Raw genomic sequence first — 16,134 nt, forward strand, 5'->3', positions numbered from 1 at the left:
CGTCAGTCTCCTCATGGTCGTGGTAAATCTTTATTAATCGGCCGTAAGTCCTCATCGTCCCTTAACTGAGGTTCGCACTCTTTCAGCTCTGGTTTTGACCCGCGATTTCGGAGACTTTCTTCAGTAGCATATACGCTGGCCATCATTTTCGGGTCGCTTACTTTGAAGACGCGTCCGTCATCTTTGTTCAGGTTACGTACCACGCCCGAATACAGCACACGATTAACGGCTTTTGGTTCACCGTTTAGTACGGTGTTATCTCCGCTTCTCCATGCGGTCAGCTCGGCAGCAAGGTCATTATTAAAACGATCGGATTTGCTGTCTGGCGCAGGGTAAACCTCCACTCTGTCACCAAAATCGGTTACTGCGGGTTTACCGTCACGCAGGTAGCTTACCGTCCCGTCGCGCAAGAGCCGCGTCTCATGTTCGCTTGATTTAAATGTCGGTACATCATCGCCAGGTCCGTAATGAATAACGGCATTAGGAGAAGGCCAGTTGGCTTTCTGCTGACGTGCCGCACGCTTCTCACGATAGGCCCAACCACGCATCTGGCTGAGCGCAGCAGCGTCTCCTTTCACCGCTTCACGTTCAATCCAGGCCTTCCAGCTCAGTGGACGATTCGCACCACTGTCGTTCAGTACCTGTCGTTCCTCACGCAGTTGCAGACGCAGTTCAGCCATTGCCTTCATCTTTTCAAACTCGGTAACGCGGTACATCAGTTTACGCAATAGCGGATCACGAATGCTCTCACGCACGTGTGCCTTCATCACTACGCAGTGTGATGAAATCTGTCGGAAACGCTCAGCTCCTCGCAGGTCAGGTTTTTCCCAGCTTGCCCGGTATGCGTCATAACGGGCACGAAGAATGTCACGGGCAATGGCGCGTTCCTCGCGGCGTTCACGACGGGCTTCCTGATCGCGAACGTGCAGCTGCGGCATGTAGGATGATGCCATATGCAGCATTCCGTCTTCAGGTCTCTCCGGATCGTAAGTCGGCGGTAACGGCGTGAATTCGCCCTGCTGGCTGACCATCGCAGGAAGACTCATGGCCGGATGAACGTCAGAGGCTTTCACGCTGACGCCGTCCGGATTCAGCAGATCGTAAATCGCGAGTCCACCACTCTGCTCCCGTAGCCCCAGGCCCCTGGTGAACAGGATGTTATGTAGCTGATCCCAGCTCAGACAATCCTGTTCAGCAATATCAGCAATCTTCTGACGGACTTCGCGAACGGCGTAGCCGTGCAGGCTTTCTTTATCGGAAAAAATCTCCCGTTTTGCCGCACCGCTTGGAGTTGATGGTATGTGCCGGCGGGTGCGGTGAAGTGCACCCTGTGCATCCATATGCCAGCTTCCGTTATCCACCTTGAAACCTAACTTCCGCTCCAGAACGCGGCAGGATTTCTGCAGCGTGTCAGCATCGTTCCACATATTCTGCGCGGTAAAGGTCTGCGGGTGTACGCGGTTCGCTGATACGTGGCAGTGAATGTTGTCGGTGTCACGATGTATGGCCGCCACGAACTGGTGTTCTTTCATGCCGAGCTGTTCCAGGCTGAAGCGCACGGAACTGAAAACGGCATCAGGTGAAGGTGCTTCGTCACTCTGCCAGGACAAAATAAAATGGTATACGGCATCTTTACAGTGCCGGTTCTGGCTGGCCGTCATGTTCATTTCGGCTGCTGCGGTATCCAGCGAAAAGCAGTTGGTTTCACACAGTACTTCACCGGAGAGCACGCGCTGAATGCCCTCGGGTGAAATACTGACTATCTGCGATGCCTGCGCGACACTTTTCCGTCCGACGTAGTTAACCAGCTGGCCAAAGCCCGGCGTGGAGACATACTCAGTGCCGGACGTATGAGCAGTTAAATCCGGCGCAACGATATCCGTCACTTTCTTATCTTCACGCGTGCTCACGTATTCAACCAGTTTTTTAAAGCTGGTCTTTTTATCACGACGCTTGGGCGGGATAATTACGTTCATCAGTCTTTAATTTCCTCCGCCTGTACCGGCGTCATATCCAGTGCATTGATCGCATGAGTGATGCTGACAAGCACGTCTGAAAACTGGCGACTCAGTTCCGTTGTCATCGTATCCTGCATCTGTGTAAACAGATGTTTCTGTAGACCACCAAGCCGGAGAAGTTCATTCATCATCCGGATGTCAGTGCGTACCATTATACGGCGATTAAGGGCTGATCTTCGCAGTAGCTCAGACCGCGTGATGCCGGCCGCCAGTGCTTTCTTATCAATGGCTTCAAGTTCCTTATCACTGCAACGTAGCTGCACAATAACATTCCTTTGACGCTTTTCACTTTTAGCCATAACTCAACCTTAACTCGGGACCGGGGTGTCGGGGCGAAGCCCTGACCAGGCGTTTTGTCATTACTGTCTGCGTGCAGACGGTAATGACAAAACATTTCCTGTCCGTCATTTTACTATGATGTCTTCTTCATAGCCAGTTCAATCCTTTGGAAAAGGTAGGCGTCAGTGAGAAAATTTTCTGGAATGGCTGGAGCAATTGATGTCAAATGACGTTCTCGGGTTCTATTTGGAGTTTTATCATATGGCGGCACAAAAATTTTTTACTCAGCACCAGATTGAAGCGGCAAGAGAAAAACTGGCAACAATGCCTGACCAGTCAAAAAACAGGATTTCTTCAGATGAAATGTTGGAAGCATTGAAAGATGAAATTCTCACGCTCGCCACGCAGAAAGGTTACAATGCAAAAGAGATTAAAGCCTGCATGGATGCCATGAAAATGACCGTGAGTGAGAGAGCCATTTCATCTGTTATTCGCTCAGGGAAATCACCGGTGAAAAGGAGAAGGGGTGAGAACGTAAAAATGGAAAATGGTAAATAAATTGCACTAAATTTCTGTACTTTGATTCAGGTTGTCAGATGGATAATGTTTTGAAAAAAGGGCCGCATAACTGGCCCTTTCTTTTTATCAGGATTTAAGAATTTTTTATTTTTTCTGCAAGTGACCAGAGAAAACGGTTTGTTTTATATCTCCATCTATACCGTTGATTGATCAGGTTCGTGTGCGCTCTTCTCTTGTGGTTCTGCCAGGTAAATTTCCACGGATTATGTTTTCCTGAGTGCGCTGATAAACCGTCCACAGGTCATTAGCGTTATCTTCACGGCGCTGACTTTTGAGCAGTGATTCAGGAAGTATAGGAACGTGCTGACCGTCATAACGGTACTCAAGTGAAGTTTGCGCAAACTCAATTTTCTCATTATTATCCAGATGGATATTTTTCATATCATCACGTGATGCTTCTATAGACTCAAAACGATTGAGAACTTCATAATCCCCTCTATAACCTGAGCAACCACATCACCCTTATGTGGAACACGTATGTCACCGAATATCTCACCGCAGACCATGCCATTTGCACAGACGAAACGAAACTGTCCGGGATTCATCTGGTAACTACTGCTACCGTCATGACTGTTGAGAAGAATAATTTCTGACACTTCGCTGTGCTTTACCTGGTTATGACGTCGAAACCTGATCATGTGTTTTACATGCCCTTTTCTATTCGCATCTCGTACACGCTGCTGACATGCAAAAAAAGGCTCAAAACCTTCATCTCTGAGTCGACTAATTAGTGTTATCGTGGGTATGTATAACGATCACTTCGGGATTCATGTTTCTCTTGCGAAAATATGCTTGGAACGTAATGGTGCAATTCATCATCAGTGAGTGGTCTGTCTTTCCGGATCATATTTGCGCTACGTAAAGCTGAGAAAATCGCTTCATTTTTTCTGCCCCAATACTGTGCGAGGCAGACACCCCGCACTTTTCAACGATTATTTATAAACGGGTATTCCCGTTAACACGTCTGCATCACTGTCGAAATGGATCATTGCCAGTTCCATTGCACGGGCCAGAACAGATACCGTTTCGCAGAGTTCTTCCGATATGCCCATTTCACGTAAACGTGCGGGGGCATTTTCCTGAGCGGAAAGACGAATTAACACGTTGCCGGGTTTCCCCGTGCTGTGGATCCATTTGTGAGAGTTTTTCGCCTTATTTTGTCGTGGGTCGCTGAGGTACAGAAATCGTTCTGCATCCTCTTTGCTCATATGGCAGCTGTTTAACCTGATATAAGAATGGATTAAAAAGTCACTTTTCATTTTATATTGCCGCCCCTTTCAGAGCGGCACTCCGTTATCAGGCCAGCGCCCGTTTCAGTTCAAGACCGCGTAAAAACTGGCCCCACTCACTCACACTCATCGCAGGAACCCGTACCGTCTGACGTTTACGGGCGCAATGCGCAACGTGACGACTGCGCGCCAGAATTTCCGGGGCAATGTCCTGCGCACTGATGCACGCACGGCGAGCGCGAAATTGCCGGCGTGTATTTTCATGCTTTACATAATTTTCCGGCGGTGTGATGATGCTGGCTTCAGCAATAGTCATGATTTGCCTCATACGTTGTTGTTGAATGCCGGGCGACCTTTGAGAGAGGTTTTCCGGCGGGGATCGGCAGGGGAAACCCTGCCCGTTTCGAATTACTTATTCTTTTCTTCAGCGCCTCTTTCACTCTTCAGTGCGCCCTTTATCACCGTGTAGCCAATATCAAATTCGTACACAGCGGCTGGCCAGCCATCGGCCAGGTACAGCGTGTCGGCCTCCATCGGGTTGCCGGGTTGCTCTGCCACGTCGTATCGGGGTAGGTCGCGCCAGTTAATACCGCTCACGCCGGTAAATGTGCCGTGGGTAAACACATAGCGGCACAGGTCGCGAAACTGATCGAGCGTCAGGGATGTTTTGCTCATGAGAGTCATTCTCCGGGTGAATGTGAGATGTCGTTTTGGTCAGGTCACTCACCCGTGATACGGGCAAGGCTCGCCGCTGTCGTTGTTACAGCCGGGGCAAGCCGACATTTCCGTATACCGGCCTGCGATCGCATATCCCCGCCGCCATGCTTTTGCCAGTTCCTGCACGTCAGCGAACAAATGCGGTAACGTGTTTCTGCCCGCGCGGTGATCGTGCTGACCTTCAGTCTCTGCGTCGTACTCTGCCGCAGTCATGCCATAACCGGCTTTTTTTGCATCACTGCGGCGCATGAGACTCGCTCTTACCCAGGTCATGCGGATATCGAGGCCGCGCAGCGGTGGCAGTTCACCCCATCTTTCGGAAGATTCTTTGGTGGCGGTTTTGACGTTGACGTTTTGTGTGTTCATGCTTTGTTTCCCCTCTTCTGGTGGTTATTCCATCTCTCGGTGAGTTCCCCGGCGGCAAAGGGCCAGTAGCTCCGACGACGAGTGGAGGAAGGGAGTCCCCGCAAGCCGCAGCGCAAGCGAGCAGCAGGCGAGTGCGAACGGGTGAGGAGACAGCGAAGCGGCCCTTCCGGTAGCGAGGCTAAGGTGCTACGACCAGCCCTCGCCTGGGAACGGCCGTGAGATGGCTCACCGGAGATAAATGAGGATGAACACACCCGACGCGACGGAACGTCGTGGCGTCAGTAAAGTGCCGGCGGCCCTGTCGCCGGCACGGTGACAGCGGCGCGACCGGAACGGTCGCAGCAAGCGTGATGTTGACGTTGCGTCAGACGATGGAAACCCGGCCCGGAACGGGCCAGGGCAGAGACGCGAAGCGGCTCGGTGCGCAGCATGACAGCGCGGTGCCCCAGGGGGGCAGACGCCCGGCGTGATAAAGGGTTACTACAAAGCAGAGCGAAGAAAAGAAGGCGTCAGAAGAGGTACAGCGGCAGGAAGTTCTGAGAACCGATGCAGACGCCGCAGGGAAATAAGTTTTCACGTAAGGGAAGTGCGGGTGCGCCAGCACCGGCACCTCTCTGGCCCGTCAGGGCCGTGGACCTGTCAGCCGCGATTTTTCAGTTCCGGGCTACCTGAAGTAAAATAGCGGGCTGCCAGCACTAACAGGATAACACCACACCAGTACAGCGGATCAAAGACCATTTTTCTGCGCTGTCCCAAAACCAGGCGCAATAAGCACCCTGAAAAATTGATGAAAGAAGAAAGAATCGCATTTTTCACCTCTTTAACGCGGGTCGATTAAATCGACCACCATTGACAGTATTTCGTCCATAACGTGCGGCTCCACCCTGGCGGCATAGCTGGCCTGACGCGCCGTTAGGTCAAGCGAACGCAGCTGGTAGCAGAGGGCCACGCCGGTCACCCGGCCCGTATCGGTGCTGTTGCCGTCGAGATACACGGTGACGGCCTCAGAGCGGGCCGCCCCGCCCCCGCTGGTGACGGGAATGCAGACCGCCGTGCCCAGCGCGCTGACCAGTTCGCGGGGGGAAATGACCAGATAATAGTGTGGCCCTCTGAACTCCCGGCCTTCGACCGGATCGCCGTTGACGTGCCAGATTTCCCCCTTCTGCGGCACCCTGCGCGTCACCATCAGCTCGGCTCCCTGCCCTTCGGCGCGTCGTTCATCCCGTCACTGACCGCTTCGTTGAACTCGCGGATTTCCGCTTTATCAATCCCGGCCAGCAGCTGCGAAAGCGTCTTTCTGCCCCGCGCCACGCGCCCGGCAGGCCGGATGCTGACGGCTTCACCGTCAGCAGCGACGTCGAGCAGCGTGCCCACGCTCCAGCCTGCCCGGGCGGCGATATCGCCGGGGATAGTCAGGACAACCGCGCCGCCCTGTTTCCTGAGTTTTGTCTGTGCCACTGGCGTTTCCTCTTGTGTGACTTAGTTACACCCAGTATACCAGCAGGTGAAACAAAGTCACACTTTCAGGTTCAGATTTTAACCGTCAGCTGGTCAGGAAGCGCCAGCCTGTCGGCCCACCGCTGCGCGTGAGTTGCCGCCCCTGCCGCATAGCGTATTTCAAGCATCACGCGCCATAAGGGCAGGCCGTCAAGCTCCGATACATCGACGCTCCTGCCCGTGGGGGTGCGCCTGAGCCAGGCCAGCACGCAGTCCAGCAGGTCATTTACATCCAGCACCCTGTGCTGCCAGTGGCTGTACCAGCGTCCGACCGTTGACGGCGTATGAAAGGCCAGGTCAATCTGGGCCTGAGCCAGCAGGTTCTGATAGCGTCGCCTGTTTTGCTGGCGACTCCGTTCACCCTGCGCCTCTCTTTTCTGCACCTTCATCATTAACTGTGCCTCACGGCGCTCTGCCGCACGGTGGACGACCGCCGGAAACAGCAGGCTGCCCGTATCTGACGGCAGCGGCAGCGGGCAGACCTCCCCCCGTGAGGCAATCAGCACGTCCAGCGCCGCAAGATAGGCCGTCACTGGCGGCGAAGAACGGCGGGACGGCACGAACAGCGGCACCACCCGGCGCAGGTGACAGGCGCGGACGGTTTTGCAGCCGCACAGATGGCGCAGGAAAGCGCGGGCGTAGGCATATTCTCCGACCGGTGCGCGGGTCCGGCTGCGGGCGTCCACTTCGGCGGTTGCCTGCGCAACGGCGCTGACGTACGGGCTGTGCGGGACCAGCGCCCGGTGGCGGGGGATGGGGTTCATAATTCGTCCCCCATCAGCGTATCGAGGATGGCGGAAAAATTATAACCTTCTTCGTCCATCACGGCGGCCAGGCTCAGGACCACGCTGAACGTCGCCGGTTCAAAGTGCGCACGGCTGCGGACGCACGTCACCGAACGTCCGCCATCCGGGATAATCACCATCAGCCAGCGGTCGCTGATTTCACCGGGGCTGCACAGCGCCACGCGAAAGCGTCCGTGTGCGGGTGCAAAGCGCACCTGCACCGGGAACAGGCCGCCATACTCTCCGCCCCGCTCGCCGTTCATCTCCCAGGTATCGGGTAACGTGACTGCGGCCATCACTGAGCGGCTCAGGCTCCATCTGTATTCCGTACCGGCCTCGCGGCACGCTTCAAACTCATCCGCCTGCATCTGCGCCAGGCGTTCGCTGCTGTACTGATTTTCCATCATGAATTCTCCGGGTTGTCGTACTGCCGCCCCACGGGGCGGCATCGTGGCATCAGGCGGCGTCAGATTCAGAGGGCTGAACGGCCCCCGGCTCTCCGGTTTGTGCGTCTTTCGGGCGCATCCAGACCGGGACCCAGCGGGTTCCGGCAAGGTGAGCCTCTGCGTGTTCGGCGGCGTCGCCCTTTTTCATCTTCGCGGCGTCACGGGCCGCGCCCGTCAGTCCCGCATCGTTGAGCGCGTCAGAAATCTGCGCCTGCTTCAGGTGCCCGAAGAAATTCGCCTTTGTCGGGTGCCACCAGTCGCGCAGGTGAAACCCGATGGCGCTTTCCAGCGCGTCAAGCCTGCTCGGACGGGTGTGATTGCACTCACGGCTCTGAACGCCATCGAGGCTGACGGCGGTGCAGAAGCTCAGCAGCGCCATCAGGTCTGTGCCGCTGAGGGTAAAGAAAGTGGTGAAATCGTTTTTCCAGCCCGGCGGCAACAGTTCTGCCAGACGGGATTTTTCAGCATCAATCGCCGCCCAGGCCGCGCCCGCTTTTGCTTCCGGGGCGTCGTTCAGCATGGTGTGATGGCCGCACTCCAGGCTGATCGTAGCGACACGGTCATACACGGATGAGGCAAAGACCCTGCTGCACAGCGTCCAGGCCAGCAGGGCGACCGATTCCTCCGGGCGGGCCAGCAGCGCGGCCTGCACGGCGAGGGTACGTTCGGATGAGGCTTTTTTCAGCAGCGGCAGGCTGACCGCATCGGCGGGGTTTGCCTCACGCAGGTGAACGATACCTGTCGTTTCTTCCGGCGGTTCAGCGCCGTCGGCCTGTTCATCCCCGAGGCGCACCACGCCGCGCTGCACGTAAACCTCACTGCCCCACCAGGACACCACGACCCCTGCCTGATTACGCTGTTCAGCCGTCCACGCCTGTACACGGGCAGCAACCTCGATCGCGTCCATCTCAGCGGATGCATCGCGGCTGTCGTCGCTTTCTTCACCGTCATCAATCAGCGACGCCAGCGTCTCAAGACGTTCACGCTGCGCCCCGGTAAACACCGCATCAGGTTCAGGCAGTCGTCGGTACAGTGCGGCGTCATCGCCATACAGACTCACACGATCCATGCGCCCCAGACACCACGCCCAGCCTTCGGCCTCGCGCAGCCCGTCTGCCACCGCCTCAAGCTTTTCCAGCAGCGCGGCGTTAAGCGCAATGGTATCGACGTAGCCGCCCTGGTCTTCGCTGAACAGGTCGGTACGAATGGCCTCCGGCGCGAAAGCCGACGCACCGACAAAGCGGAACCTGTCGCTGTCCGTTGACACCTCATTTTCAGTCATCAGCCGCCGGATGGTATGCACCTCCGGCTTACCGTTGTATGACGCTGACCGGGCGGCTTCCAGCACCTGCACCTGGCGGTCATGGTCGCTTTCGAGCGCCAGAGCCTGACAGTGTTCGGTGGTCAGGGTATCTTCAGACAGCGCCTGAAGAATGGCGGGAGCCAGGTCTGACAGCCTCAGCATTCGCTGAACGTGACGGGGGCTGTAGCCCAGCAGGTCGGCGGTCTGGGCGACGGTTTTCCCGCCGCTGACCATTGCCCGGAATCCGGCGATCTGCTCGGCGGGGTGCATATCGCAGCGCTCCCCGTTTTCGGTCAGCGAGGCGGCCACGGCCAGCTCGTCGGAAATGATTTTGACGATAACGGGATAATCGGGCGCGATTTGCCCTTCACCGGCCAGCAGCGTCAGCGCGGCCAGGCGTCTGCCGCCTGCGGCCACGCCGTGGCGACCGTCAGGCAGGACGTGGACCACCAGATTCTGCAACAGCCCTACGGTCAGGAGCGTGTCAGCCAGACTGCGAACGCTGCTTTCCGGGTACGGAATGGTGCGCACGTTGAGCGGCGACTTAACCAGCCCGGACAGGGGGATCGTTTCAACCGGCGCGGCTTCCAGGGCCGTTTTAAGCGCGGTAACGGTGGCAGGCTCTGCGCTTTTTTTGCTGGTTTTAGCGCGTACTTTTGTTTTAGACTCGGTAACTGACATCGTTAATACCTCTCTGATATTGATGACTGTCTGCCGGAAAGCCCATCTTTCCGGCACCTCTTACTGCTTACTGCGGAAATTCTTCGTCAGAAAGGAAGATCATCAAGCGGATCGCTGACCGGGGGCCATTCACCCTTCGGCGGTTGTGGTTCGGGTTGCGCGGCTGTCATTCCGGCCTTAGTCCGGCCCTTCGTTTTTGCGGGCGCTGCGGGCTTACCTGCGGCCTGTGGTGTCGGCTGTGGCGCGGCCTGAGATGTTGACTGAGCGGACGGCTGTGCCTGACCGCCATCACGACGAGCGCCCAGCATCTGCATGGTGCCGTTCTGGTTAACCACAATCTCGCTGGTGTAGCGCTTAACGCCTGCGTTATCCTCCCAGCTGCGGGTCTGTAACCGGCCTTCGATATAAATCAGTACGCCCTTGCGCAGGTATTCACCGGCCACTTCGGCCGGCTTTCCGAACAGCACCACCCGGTGCCATTCCGTTTTTTCCTTCTGCTCCCCGGTCTGTTTGTCGCGCCAGAATTCAGACGTCGCCAGCGTGATATTTGCCACCGCACCGCCGTCAGGCATGTAGCGTATTTCCGGATCCTGCCCCAGGTTTCCCACCAGAATGACTTTGTTAATGCCGCGCTCTGCCATAATGAACTCCTTAAAAGTTGTGTGTTTTTGCCTTTAAAAAACCATCACCCGTTGAGTTGCCGGGGCCGCGGTCTTGACGTTTTGCGGGAACCTGCCTGACGCTCCCACTGATTGTTACCTTCACCCGTTTGAGAGCCGTTCGCCGCAACGGGCGTGAAAGAGCGCGCCCCCTGAGCCTGTCCAGGGCGAGCGTAGCGAGTGCCATTTACCCTGGACGGGAGCAGATAAGGGGTGTGCTTTTCTCAGCCCGGCGAACGCCTCAGGCGGGTGAAAACAGGACAGAGGGATGGGCAGGGGCACGCGGCAACGACGGGGCGCGCGGCGCGAAACGGCGTTGCGCCTCAGCGGCACCGGAACGGGGCCAGTGAGATGCGCCAGCCGCAGGCTGGCTGCGGGGGGTTATGGGGTTGCGTCAGGCGATGGAAACCCGGCCCGGAACGGGCCAGGGCAGAGACGCGAAGCGGCTCGGTGCGCAGCATGACAGCGCGGTGCCCCAGGGGGGCAGACGCCCGGTGTAACAAACTGTTTAAAAGACCGGCTTTTGACGGATCAGCCTTTAACGGATTATGGCTTTACTGAAGGCTGTATTTCTGTTGTCCTCTTATAACTCAGAGTCCCTTTCTGACACTGTATTTTGTTTTCCACATGAGTATCAGCACCAGGATAATGCTCCCTCCCGTCAACACGGCCACGCCTGCATAATCCCGGACACCGGAGTCCGTACCCCATGCATCAATCAGTTCAGTTTTAAAATAATCACAAAAAGCGGTGGCAGCGGCACTGGAGACCAGAACTAAATTCAACTGCCTGTTATACACATGAAAAGGCGCACTCCATGGCAGCCTGTCAACACCCAGCAGGAAACCCAGCGCCACCACGCCATACCAGAAAGTGAACATGGCGTTTTCTTCACTTTTATCAACTGAATGAATAAGAAATTCAATGACATAGCCCCCCACAACAGAACAACACCGCCAGATAAAGGATTATGTAAAATACTATTACCCTTCCGGAAGGTTTTGCCACGCCGTAATACCCTTTGCCACACATAAGCGAATTCCTGAAAGCATAAATAATGGTTCATGAATTATAAGAAGGTTTTAACAAACGCATATTGAAAAAGGAGCGGGCCGGGTGAAGCCGCAGGCTGAACCGGTCCTGCTCCGCCGCCGTCAGGCGGCAGGGTTTTCAGCGCGGCCGGACGCCACGCCGGGCCTCCCTGCCCGGCACTGCTGCTACCCCAGTTCTGCCTTCAGTTGTTGTATCGTTTCCGCACTGATGGGATACAGCCAGCCCGTAGCACCTTCTCCGCACTCTTCTTCCGCCGCCTCCAGCAATTTCTCTGCCAGTTCAATAATACGCGCCAGCGTATATGCGGACACGCTGACCTGTCTGTTGCGCCGTTCTTCTTCACGCAGGTTTTCCAGCATTTCAACCAGCGTTATCGCGCTTACGCCATACTCATGCACCGCATCAACCCCCTCAAGGCAGGCGAGGATGCAACCGGCCTCATCATCCGTCGGCTTCATGTCAGACAGGAATTCGCGCACGTCATCCAGCGTCCAGATAATCAGATCGATTTTTTCATCCGCCGGGTAATCGGCCAGCAGCCTTTCACACAGTTCTTTTACCGTTCCGTACATCGTATTTCTCCGTTTATCACGGGCGGCAATGCCGCACGTCAGCATCAGTTGAGGGCGCGGAAAATCTGCGCGGCTTCGGGATGGGTTGCAGCAAAGGCCGTCAGCTGGCGAAAGCGTAGACAGAAATGCTCACACAGGTCCGGCTCGTCATTGTGTTCATACATCCAGCTGAAGTGGTTAAGCACCAGGGCAGTGATGGCCACGCCCGCCGCTTCGGCTGACAGCTCCAGAACCGCGCCGTTATCGGTACTGGCAAAGCGCCACCGCCCCTCCCCCGGCTGCATAAAACCACCGCTGGTTTTCACCGGGACAAACTCCCATTCACAGCCGTCAAAATCCGGCAGGTAGCGGCTGGCGTACTGATAAATGCAGTTTTCAGCGCGCACGTAGTCGTGAGAAAACAGGCGGGGAAGAAAATGCCGGGTGGCACCGCGATCGGGATGGAACAGGTCCGGAGACAAAGCCGGGGCCAAAGGGGTCTGTGTGTTCATAGCCTCTCCGTTGTGAGCATATAACGCAGCGCGGGCTTGCGCCGTGACCGCACAAAAGACGGGCGGAAAACGGAGAGAACAGGGGCGGCCCCGCAAGCCGCAGCGCAAAGCTTTTGCGGGCTGAATGCCCGTAAAGGCTGCGAACGGGTGAGGACGACGGCGACAGCGTACCCTTGTGAACGAGTGGGCCCGGCTAAAGTAAGGGAACGGCGTAAGCCCTCACAACGCGACAGCCGGCAGAGGCGGGGTTTTTATCCCCTCAAGGCCAGGGCACTGGCCGCTGCACAGAGGAGCAACGCGACATCCTTATTTATTTTTTCCCGGACTCACGCCGCACGGTGCGGCGTGATAATGCCTGGTTATGCGGCCAGCCGTTTTTTAATCCAGTCAATATCGGCCAGCGCATCACCGACGCCGGGGAAGTTGTGGCGCGCGAGCGTCCACGCACAGGCGGCGTCACTTTTCAAAACCCTTTCCGCCGTATCGACAATACGGGCCAGCACATCGGACGGCACCTCAACCACGGAAATGTCGGCCCGCAGGCCTGCCAGCATTTCCTTCACCGTCGATTCGGATATTCCTTCCTCAATGTGATCGCCCATCCCCACGTTGCCAATGCTGCATAAAATCGCCTCCGCTTCCTCCTCCGTCATGTTTTCCACCGCCTGTACGTCCAACAGCGTCCATACCAGTACCGCCATTTTTTCATCGCGCGCGAACGCGCGCTTAAGCTTTTTGCTGATTTCTTTTCGTGTGCCAAACATGGGTCATTCTCCATTAATCATATCGGGGCCAGGCGAACCCGGCCGCGTTAAGTCAGTCGTCAAAGCAGTCGTCCAGCGCCAGGGCTTCGCGGTATGCCTGCAAAAACAGCGCGTTTATCCGACCGATGGACTGACCGGCAAGTCGTTCAGGCAGGTTATGGCTATCAGAACGCCAGTTGTATTCCATCCTCCACAACTGCTTACGCAGTTCATACATTGCCTTTTCCAGAGCGGTCACTTCAGCGTGTAGTTTTTTATGGCCGGCACATTTCATTACGCGGCCTCCGGCAGCCAGTCACCGTTCGCGGCCGGCCGCTGCATGGCCCGCTGTACGTCGGCCAGACGCTGCTGACCTGCCCGGTGGTACTTTTCCATCAGCTCAATGCCGATGTAGCGGCGGCCGGACCGTAGCGCAGCAACACAGGTGGATCCGGAACCGGCAAACGGATCGAGAACAATGGCGCCCGGGTGTGTGAAGCTCTCGATTAACGGTTGCAGGCTGGAGACCGGTTTTTCCGTGGGATGATGGCGGTTACCGGTGTACTGCCATTCCTGCACGTCGCGCAGCGGATTTTCCGGCAGGCGCGGGCGGCCTTTTGCGAGGATGTAGGCGCATTCATGCGCGTACCCGACAAACGCCGCTTTGGACGTGTAGGTTTTGGTGAACACCAGATGCCCGACGATGGTAAACCCCGCCGCTTTCCAGGCATTGATGAAACGGTCGGCGCGGTTCCAGCCATAAAAGCTGACCATCAGCGCGTCATTTTTCAGTACGCGGTACATCTCATGGCAGGCGGGTTGCAGCCATTCATCCGTGCGATCGCCGGCAATCGTCCGGCCGGAACGGTCGCGGAAGCCGACGAGGTACGGCGGGTCGGTCAGTATGAGATCGACGGCATTATCCGGAAAGCCAGCCATAACCTGGATACAGTCACCCTGAGTAAAACGGGACATAAGCAAACTCCTTGATTGAAGGGGGCACCCCTCTGGTGCCGTGACCTCCACAAAGACGGGCGCCCGCTGAGCAAACAAGGGCGGACGCGCAAGCCGCACGCGCCGCCGGAGCGGACTGAATGTCCCGCGCACGGCGGGGAACGGGTGAGCAGGCCGGCGACAGCTTCCCTTGTTTGAGAAGCAGCCCGGCTACAGTGAGGGCACGGCACTGACCGGTTCCGTCGTGCGTCGTGACGGGCGACGGTTAAACAGCGGAGCGCAGCGACATCCTTATTGGTTGTTTTGCATTGACTGTTCGTACAAAAATGTTGGCTCCCATAGATTTTTTGCGTCGCTCTCCGGGCATTAGGTGTTAAGGGGACTCTGCCCGAGCAGTAATGAATCTAAAATAGATGATTAAAGTGCATTTTTTGCACTTATTAGCTATAATATTAACAGTCTTGCGAGGAAACTGTTATGACAGGGTTTGAGTTACGTCTGTGGCGTCGAGGCATGGGATGGACACAAGAACGGGCAGCAGAAGAACTGGGTGTCTGTCTGCGAACGTATAAAACCTATGAAAAAACAATCCCACCTAAAACCGTGATCCTGGCAACGCGAGGGCTGGACGCGCTAAACCACAAAAACGATAGTTGCTGATACTAATTCAATGTGTTTATTGATGAAGGAAAGAAAAGCCAGAAATAGAACAAAAGAACTGGATGAGTTGTTGAAGGAACTCAAACGATTGAGTCCGCAACTGACTACACACTGAAAATACGCTATCAGGAGAGCATTTATGAAAATCATCACTGTCGCGCAGTGCCTTGCTGATGTTGGCCTGAAACGGGCTGAGGACGGCAGTCTTCAGCGACTTGATGGGGGTCGTATCAAACATCACTTTGCGTTTAAGGACTGGCAATACAGGCTGAAATGCGGTGAACGTCTGCCGCGCGGCCGCTTCTTCCGTGGTAAAAAGCCGGGAAGACCCCTGTTCATCATGGACGAACCAGGTATGTTATTTAATGGGTTTTCACAGTAACGTCCCTTGATACTTTTACCTGTTCCCGGATTTAGTATTTTTGGCTTCAACCGCTACCAGTTTATTTTTTCTCATCATAAATACAGATAAAAGGATTGTTTTATGGTTAGTCTTGTTGCTATGGCAATATCTATCTGGTTTTTTTCTTTACTCTATGCCGGAGTGGTCCTGAAGCTGCTATGGTCATGGTTTGTTGTTCCATTTGGGATAATGCCAATTACTGTTGCATGGGCTATCGGACTTTCATGTATTGTAGAGCTGGCAAAAGGTGTCCCCGCTTCCTTCAATGATCTTGAAGCCGACTCTGTAATCTATGAGTTATTAAAACCATATATAGCCATAACCCTATTTTTGATTATCGGGTTCATCGCGCACCTTTTTGTGTGATATTGTGAAGGCTGTATAAAAAACTGCCATGTATTGATTAATCTTTGTTCAGATGAACAGCCATCGGGCAAACCGGGCGGCTTTTCAGGCGTCAGCGGTGGTCCTCCCATCGGTTTTCATTCAGGTCACAGAAACGGGCGCATCAACCGTGCCCGTCACAGAGGGTAACTGAATCACTGCGTGGTTAATGATAATGTATGTGTACATTAGCATTATCATTCAAAGTAAAATTACCAGAGAACGGACACCCGTCATCAACATTTTTTTAATGAATATTCTGTTGTCAGGAGAAAATTATTTATCTGATACAGATGATGTACGTCATAAATATAA

22 protein-coding genes and 1 pseudogene are annotated in these 16,134 nt (G+C 55.3%); 3 read left to right on the plus strand and 20 right to left on the minus strand.

Annotated features, from left to right (window positions below):
* Positions 1-11 precede the first annotated feature (11 nt).
* Both traI and mobA read right to left on the minus strand, forming a co-directional pair.
* The gene (gene traI / locus AC3RPL_RS10010; protein ID WP_490739903.1) at positions 12-1,976 is read right to left on the minus strand and encodes a TraI/MobA(P) family conjugative relaxase; all 1,965 of its coding nucleotides are present in this window, start codon (positions 1,974-1,976) and stop codon (positions 12-14) included.
* Positions 1,976-2,317: a plasmid mobilization protein MobA gene (gene mobA, locus AC3RPL_RS10015; RefSeq protein ID WP_490739904.1), complete on the minus strand. Its 342-nt coding sequence runs from the start codon at positions 2,315-2,317 to the stop codon at positions 1,976-1,978. Before mobA ends, traI begins: the two co-directional genes overlap by 1 nt.
* A gap of 199 nt (positions 2,318-2,516) precedes the next feature.
* Between mobA and AC3RPL_RS10020 the strand changes: the two genes are divergently transcribed.
* Positions 2,517-2,855, plus strand: coding sequence for a mobilization protein MobC (locus tag AC3RPL_RS10020; RefSeq protein WP_490739905.1), 339 nt, complete (start codon positions 2,517-2,519; stop codon positions 2,853-2,855).
* A 171-nt stretch (positions 2,856-3,026) separates the two neighbouring features.
* Here AC3RPL_RS10020 and AC3RPL_RS10025 read toward each other — a convergent pair.
* The 18 genes and pseudogenes from AC3RPL_RS10025 to AC3RPL_RS10110 form a co-directional block, all read right to left on the minus strand.
* Positions 3,027-3,622, minus strand: a pseudogene (locus AC3RPL_RS10025) (DUF932 domain-containing protein).
* Positions 3,623-3,808: 186 nt separating this feature from the next.
* The gene (locus AC3RPL_RS10030; protein ID WP_490739906.1) at positions 3,809-4,135 is read right to left on the minus strand and encodes a DUF5983 family protein; all 327 of its coding nucleotides are present in this window, start codon (positions 4,133-4,135) and stop codon (positions 3,809-3,811) included.
* A 37-nt stretch (positions 4,136-4,172) separates the two neighbouring features.
* Entirely contained in the window at positions 4,173-4,421 is a 249-nt protein-coding gene (locus AC3RPL_RS10035; protein ID WP_490739907.1) for a hypothetical protein, read from the minus strand.
* A gap of 92 nt (positions 4,422-4,513) precedes the next feature.
* Entirely contained in the window at positions 4,514-4,780 is a 267-nt protein-coding gene (locus tag AC3RPL_RS10040) for a hypothetical protein (RefSeq protein WP_490739908.1), read from the minus strand.
* Between the two features lie 48 nt (positions 4,781-4,828).
* On the minus strand, positions 4,829-5,188 hold the full coding sequence (locus AC3RPL_RS10045; RefSeq protein ID WP_490739909.1) for a hypothetical protein: 360 nt from the start codon (positions 5,186-5,188) through the stop codon (positions 4,829-4,831).
* Positions 5,189-5,827: 639 nt separating this feature from the next.
* The gene (locus tag AC3RPL_RS10050; RefSeq protein ID WP_490739910.1) at positions 5,828-5,956 is read right to left on the minus strand and encodes a hypothetical protein; all 129 of its coding nucleotides are present in this window, start codon (positions 5,954-5,956) and stop codon (positions 5,828-5,830) included.
* Between the two features lie 52 nt (positions 5,957-6,008).
* Positions 6,009-6,374 carry a type II toxin-antitoxin system PemK/MazF family toxin gene (locus AC3RPL_RS10055; protein ID WP_490739911.1) on the minus strand — a complete coding sequence of 122 codons (366 nt, stop codon included), beginning with the start codon at positions 6,372-6,374 and terminating at the stop codon, positions 6,009-6,011.
* Positions 6,374-6,646 (minus strand): AbrB/MazE/SpoVT family DNA-binding domain-containing protein, encoded by a 273-nt coding sequence (locus AC3RPL_RS10060; RefSeq protein ID WP_490739912.1) that lies wholly within the window; start codon positions 6,644-6,646, stop codon positions 6,374-6,376. Before AC3RPL_RS10060 ends, AC3RPL_RS10055 begins: the two co-directional genes overlap by 1 nt.
* 71 nt (positions 6,647-6,717) lie before the next feature.
* On the minus strand, positions 6,718-7,449 hold the full coding sequence (locus AC3RPL_RS10065; protein WP_490739913.1) for a plasmid SOS inhibition protein A: 732 nt from the start codon (positions 7,447-7,449) through the stop codon (positions 6,718-6,720).
* The gene (gene psiB / locus AC3RPL_RS10070; protein WP_490739914.1) at positions 7,446-7,877 is read right to left on the minus strand and encodes a conjugation system SOS inhibitor PsiB; all 432 of its coding nucleotides are present in this window, start codon (positions 7,875-7,877) and stop codon (positions 7,446-7,448) included. Before psiB ends, AC3RPL_RS10065 begins: the two co-directional genes overlap by 4 nt.
* A gap of 49 nt (positions 7,878-7,926) precedes the next feature.
* Positions 7,927-9,900 carry a ParB/RepB/Spo0J family partition protein gene (locus tag AC3RPL_RS10075; RefSeq protein WP_490739915.1) on the minus strand — a complete coding sequence of 658 codons (1,974 nt, stop codon included), beginning with the start codon at positions 9,898-9,900 and terminating at the stop codon, positions 7,927-7,929.
* Between the two features lie 86 nt (positions 9,901-9,986).
* The gene (gene ssb / locus AC3RPL_RS10080; protein ID WP_490739916.1) at positions 9,987-10,541 is read right to left on the minus strand and encodes a single-stranded DNA-binding protein; all 555 of its coding nucleotides are present in this window, start codon (positions 10,539-10,541) and stop codon (positions 9,987-9,989) included.
* A 608-nt stretch (positions 10,542-11,149) separates the two neighbouring features.
* A complete protein-coding gene (locus AC3RPL_RS10085) occupies positions 11,150-11,440 on the minus strand; it encodes a hypothetical protein (protein ID WP_490739917.1) in 291 nt (96 codons plus the stop codon).
* 336 nt (positions 11,441-11,776) lie between these two features.
* Positions 11,777-12,184, minus strand: a complete 408-nt coding sequence (locus AC3RPL_RS10090; protein ID WP_490739918.1) for a DUF1380 family protein — start codon at positions 12,182-12,184, stop codon at positions 11,777-11,779.
* A gap of 44 nt (positions 12,185-12,228) precedes the next feature.
* Entirely contained in the window at positions 12,229-12,675 is a 447-nt protein-coding gene (locus tag AC3RPL_RS10095) for an antirestriction protein (RefSeq protein ID WP_490739919.1), read from the minus strand.
* A 359-nt stretch (positions 12,676-13,034) separates the two neighbouring features.
* The gene (locus tag AC3RPL_RS10100) at positions 13,035-13,439 is read right to left on the minus strand and encodes a DUF1380 family protein (protein ID WP_490739920.1); all 405 of its coding nucleotides are present in this window, start codon (positions 13,437-13,439) and stop codon (positions 13,035-13,037) included.
* A 52-nt stretch (positions 13,440-13,491) separates the two neighbouring features.
* The gene (locus tag AC3RPL_RS10105) at positions 13,492-13,713 is read right to left on the minus strand and encodes a YubE family protein (RefSeq protein ID WP_490739921.1); all 222 of its coding nucleotides are present in this window, start codon (positions 13,711-13,713) and stop codon (positions 13,492-13,494) included.
* The gene (locus AC3RPL_RS10110; protein WP_490739922.1) at positions 13,713-14,393 is read right to left on the minus strand and encodes a DNA methylase; all 681 of its coding nucleotides are present in this window, start codon (positions 14,391-14,393) and stop codon (positions 13,713-13,715) included. Before AC3RPL_RS10110 ends, AC3RPL_RS10105 begins: the two co-directional genes overlap by 1 nt.
* 778 nt (positions 14,394-15,171) lie before the next feature.
* Here AC3RPL_RS10110 and AC3RPL_RS10115 point away from each other — a divergent pair.
* Together AC3RPL_RS10115 and AC3RPL_RS10120 are read left to right on the plus strand one after the other, a co-directional pair.
* Complete coding sequence (locus tag AC3RPL_RS10115) at positions 15,172-15,414, plus strand: hypothetical protein (RefSeq protein WP_490739923.1); 243 nt, start codon at positions 15,172-15,174, stop codon at positions 15,412-15,414.
* Positions 15,415-15,516: 102 nt separating this feature from the next.
* On the plus strand, positions 15,517-15,801 hold the full coding sequence (locus tag AC3RPL_RS10120; protein WP_490739924.1) for a hypothetical protein: 285 nt from the start codon (positions 15,517-15,519) through the stop codon (positions 15,799-15,801).
* Positions 15,802-16,134 lie beyond the last annotated feature (333 nt).

This window comes from Erwinia papayae, assembly GCF_058241465.1.

Coding starts and splice junctions, on each gene's coding strand:
- traI (WP_490739903.1), bottom strand. CDS start 1,976: ATGAACGTAATTATCCCGCCCAAGCGTCGTGATAAAAAGACCAGCTTT.
- mobA (WP_490739904.1), bottom strand. CDS start 2,317: ATGGCTAAAAGTGAAAAGCGTCAAAGGAATGTTATTGTGCAGCTACGT.
- AC3RPL_RS10020 (WP_490739905.1), top strand. CDS start 2,517: ATGTCAAATGACGTTCTCGGGTTCTATTTGGAGTTTTATCATATGGCG.
- AC3RPL_RS10030 (WP_490739906.1), bottom strand. CDS start 4,135: ATGAAAAGTGACTTTTTAATCCATTCTTATATCAGGTTAAACAGCTGC.
- AC3RPL_RS10035 (WP_490739907.1), bottom strand. CDS start 4,421: ATGACTATTGCTGAAGCCAGCATCATCACACCGCCGGAAAATTATGTA.
- AC3RPL_RS10040 (WP_490739908.1), bottom strand. CDS start 4,780: ATGAGCAAAACATCCCTGACGCTCGATCAGTTTCGCGACCTGTGCCGC.
- AC3RPL_RS10045 (WP_490739909.1), bottom strand. CDS start 5,188: ATGAACACACAAAACGTCAACGTCAAAACCGCCACCAAAGAATCTTCC.
- AC3RPL_RS10055 (WP_490739911.1), bottom strand. CDS start 6,374: ATGGTGACGCGCAGGGTGCCGCAGAAGGGGGAAATCTGGCACGTCAAC.
- AC3RPL_RS10065 (WP_490739913.1), bottom strand. CDS start 7,449: ATGAACCCCATCCCCCGCCACCGGGCGCTGGTCCCGCACAGCCCGTAC.
- psiB (WP_490739914.1), bottom strand. CDS start 7,877: ATGATGGAAAATCAGTACAGCAGCGAACGCCTGGCGCAGATGCAGGCG.
- AC3RPL_RS10075 (WP_490739915.1), bottom strand. CDS start 9,900: ATGTCAGTTACCGAGTCTAAAACAAAAGTACGCGCTAAAACCAGCAAA.
- ssb (WP_490739916.1), bottom strand. CDS start 10,541: ATGGCAGAGCGCGGCATTAACAAAGTCATTCTGGTGGGAAACCTGGGG.
- AC3RPL_RS10085 (WP_490739917.1), bottom strand. CDS start 11,440: ATGTTCACTTTCTGGTATGGCGTGGTGGCGCTGGGTTTCCTGCTGGGT.
- AC3RPL_RS10090 (WP_490739918.1), bottom strand. CDS start 12,184: ATGTACGGAACGGTAAAAGAACTGTGTGAAAGGCTGCTGGCCGATTAC.
- AC3RPL_RS10095 (WP_490739919.1), bottom strand. CDS start 12,675: ATGAACACACAGACCCCTTTGGCCCCGGCTTTGTCTCCGGACCTGTTC.
- AC3RPL_RS10100 (WP_490739920.1), bottom strand. CDS start 13,439: ATGTTTGGCACACGAAAAGAAATCAGCAAAAAGCTTAAGCGCGCGTTC.
- AC3RPL_RS10105 (WP_490739921.1), bottom strand. CDS start 13,713: ATGAAATGTGCCGGCCATAAAAAACTACACGCTGAAGTGACCGCTCTG.
- AC3RPL_RS10110 (WP_490739922.1), bottom strand. CDS start 14,393: ATGTCCCGTTTTACTCAGGGTGACTGTATCCAGGTTATGGCTGGCTTT.
- AC3RPL_RS10115 (WP_490739923.1), top strand. CDS start 15,172: ATGAAAATCATCACTGTCGCGCAGTGCCTTGCTGATGTTGGCCTGAAA.
- AC3RPL_RS10120 (WP_490739924.1), top strand. CDS start 15,517: ATGGTTAGTCTTGTTGCTATGGCAATATCTATCTGGTTTTTTTCTTTA.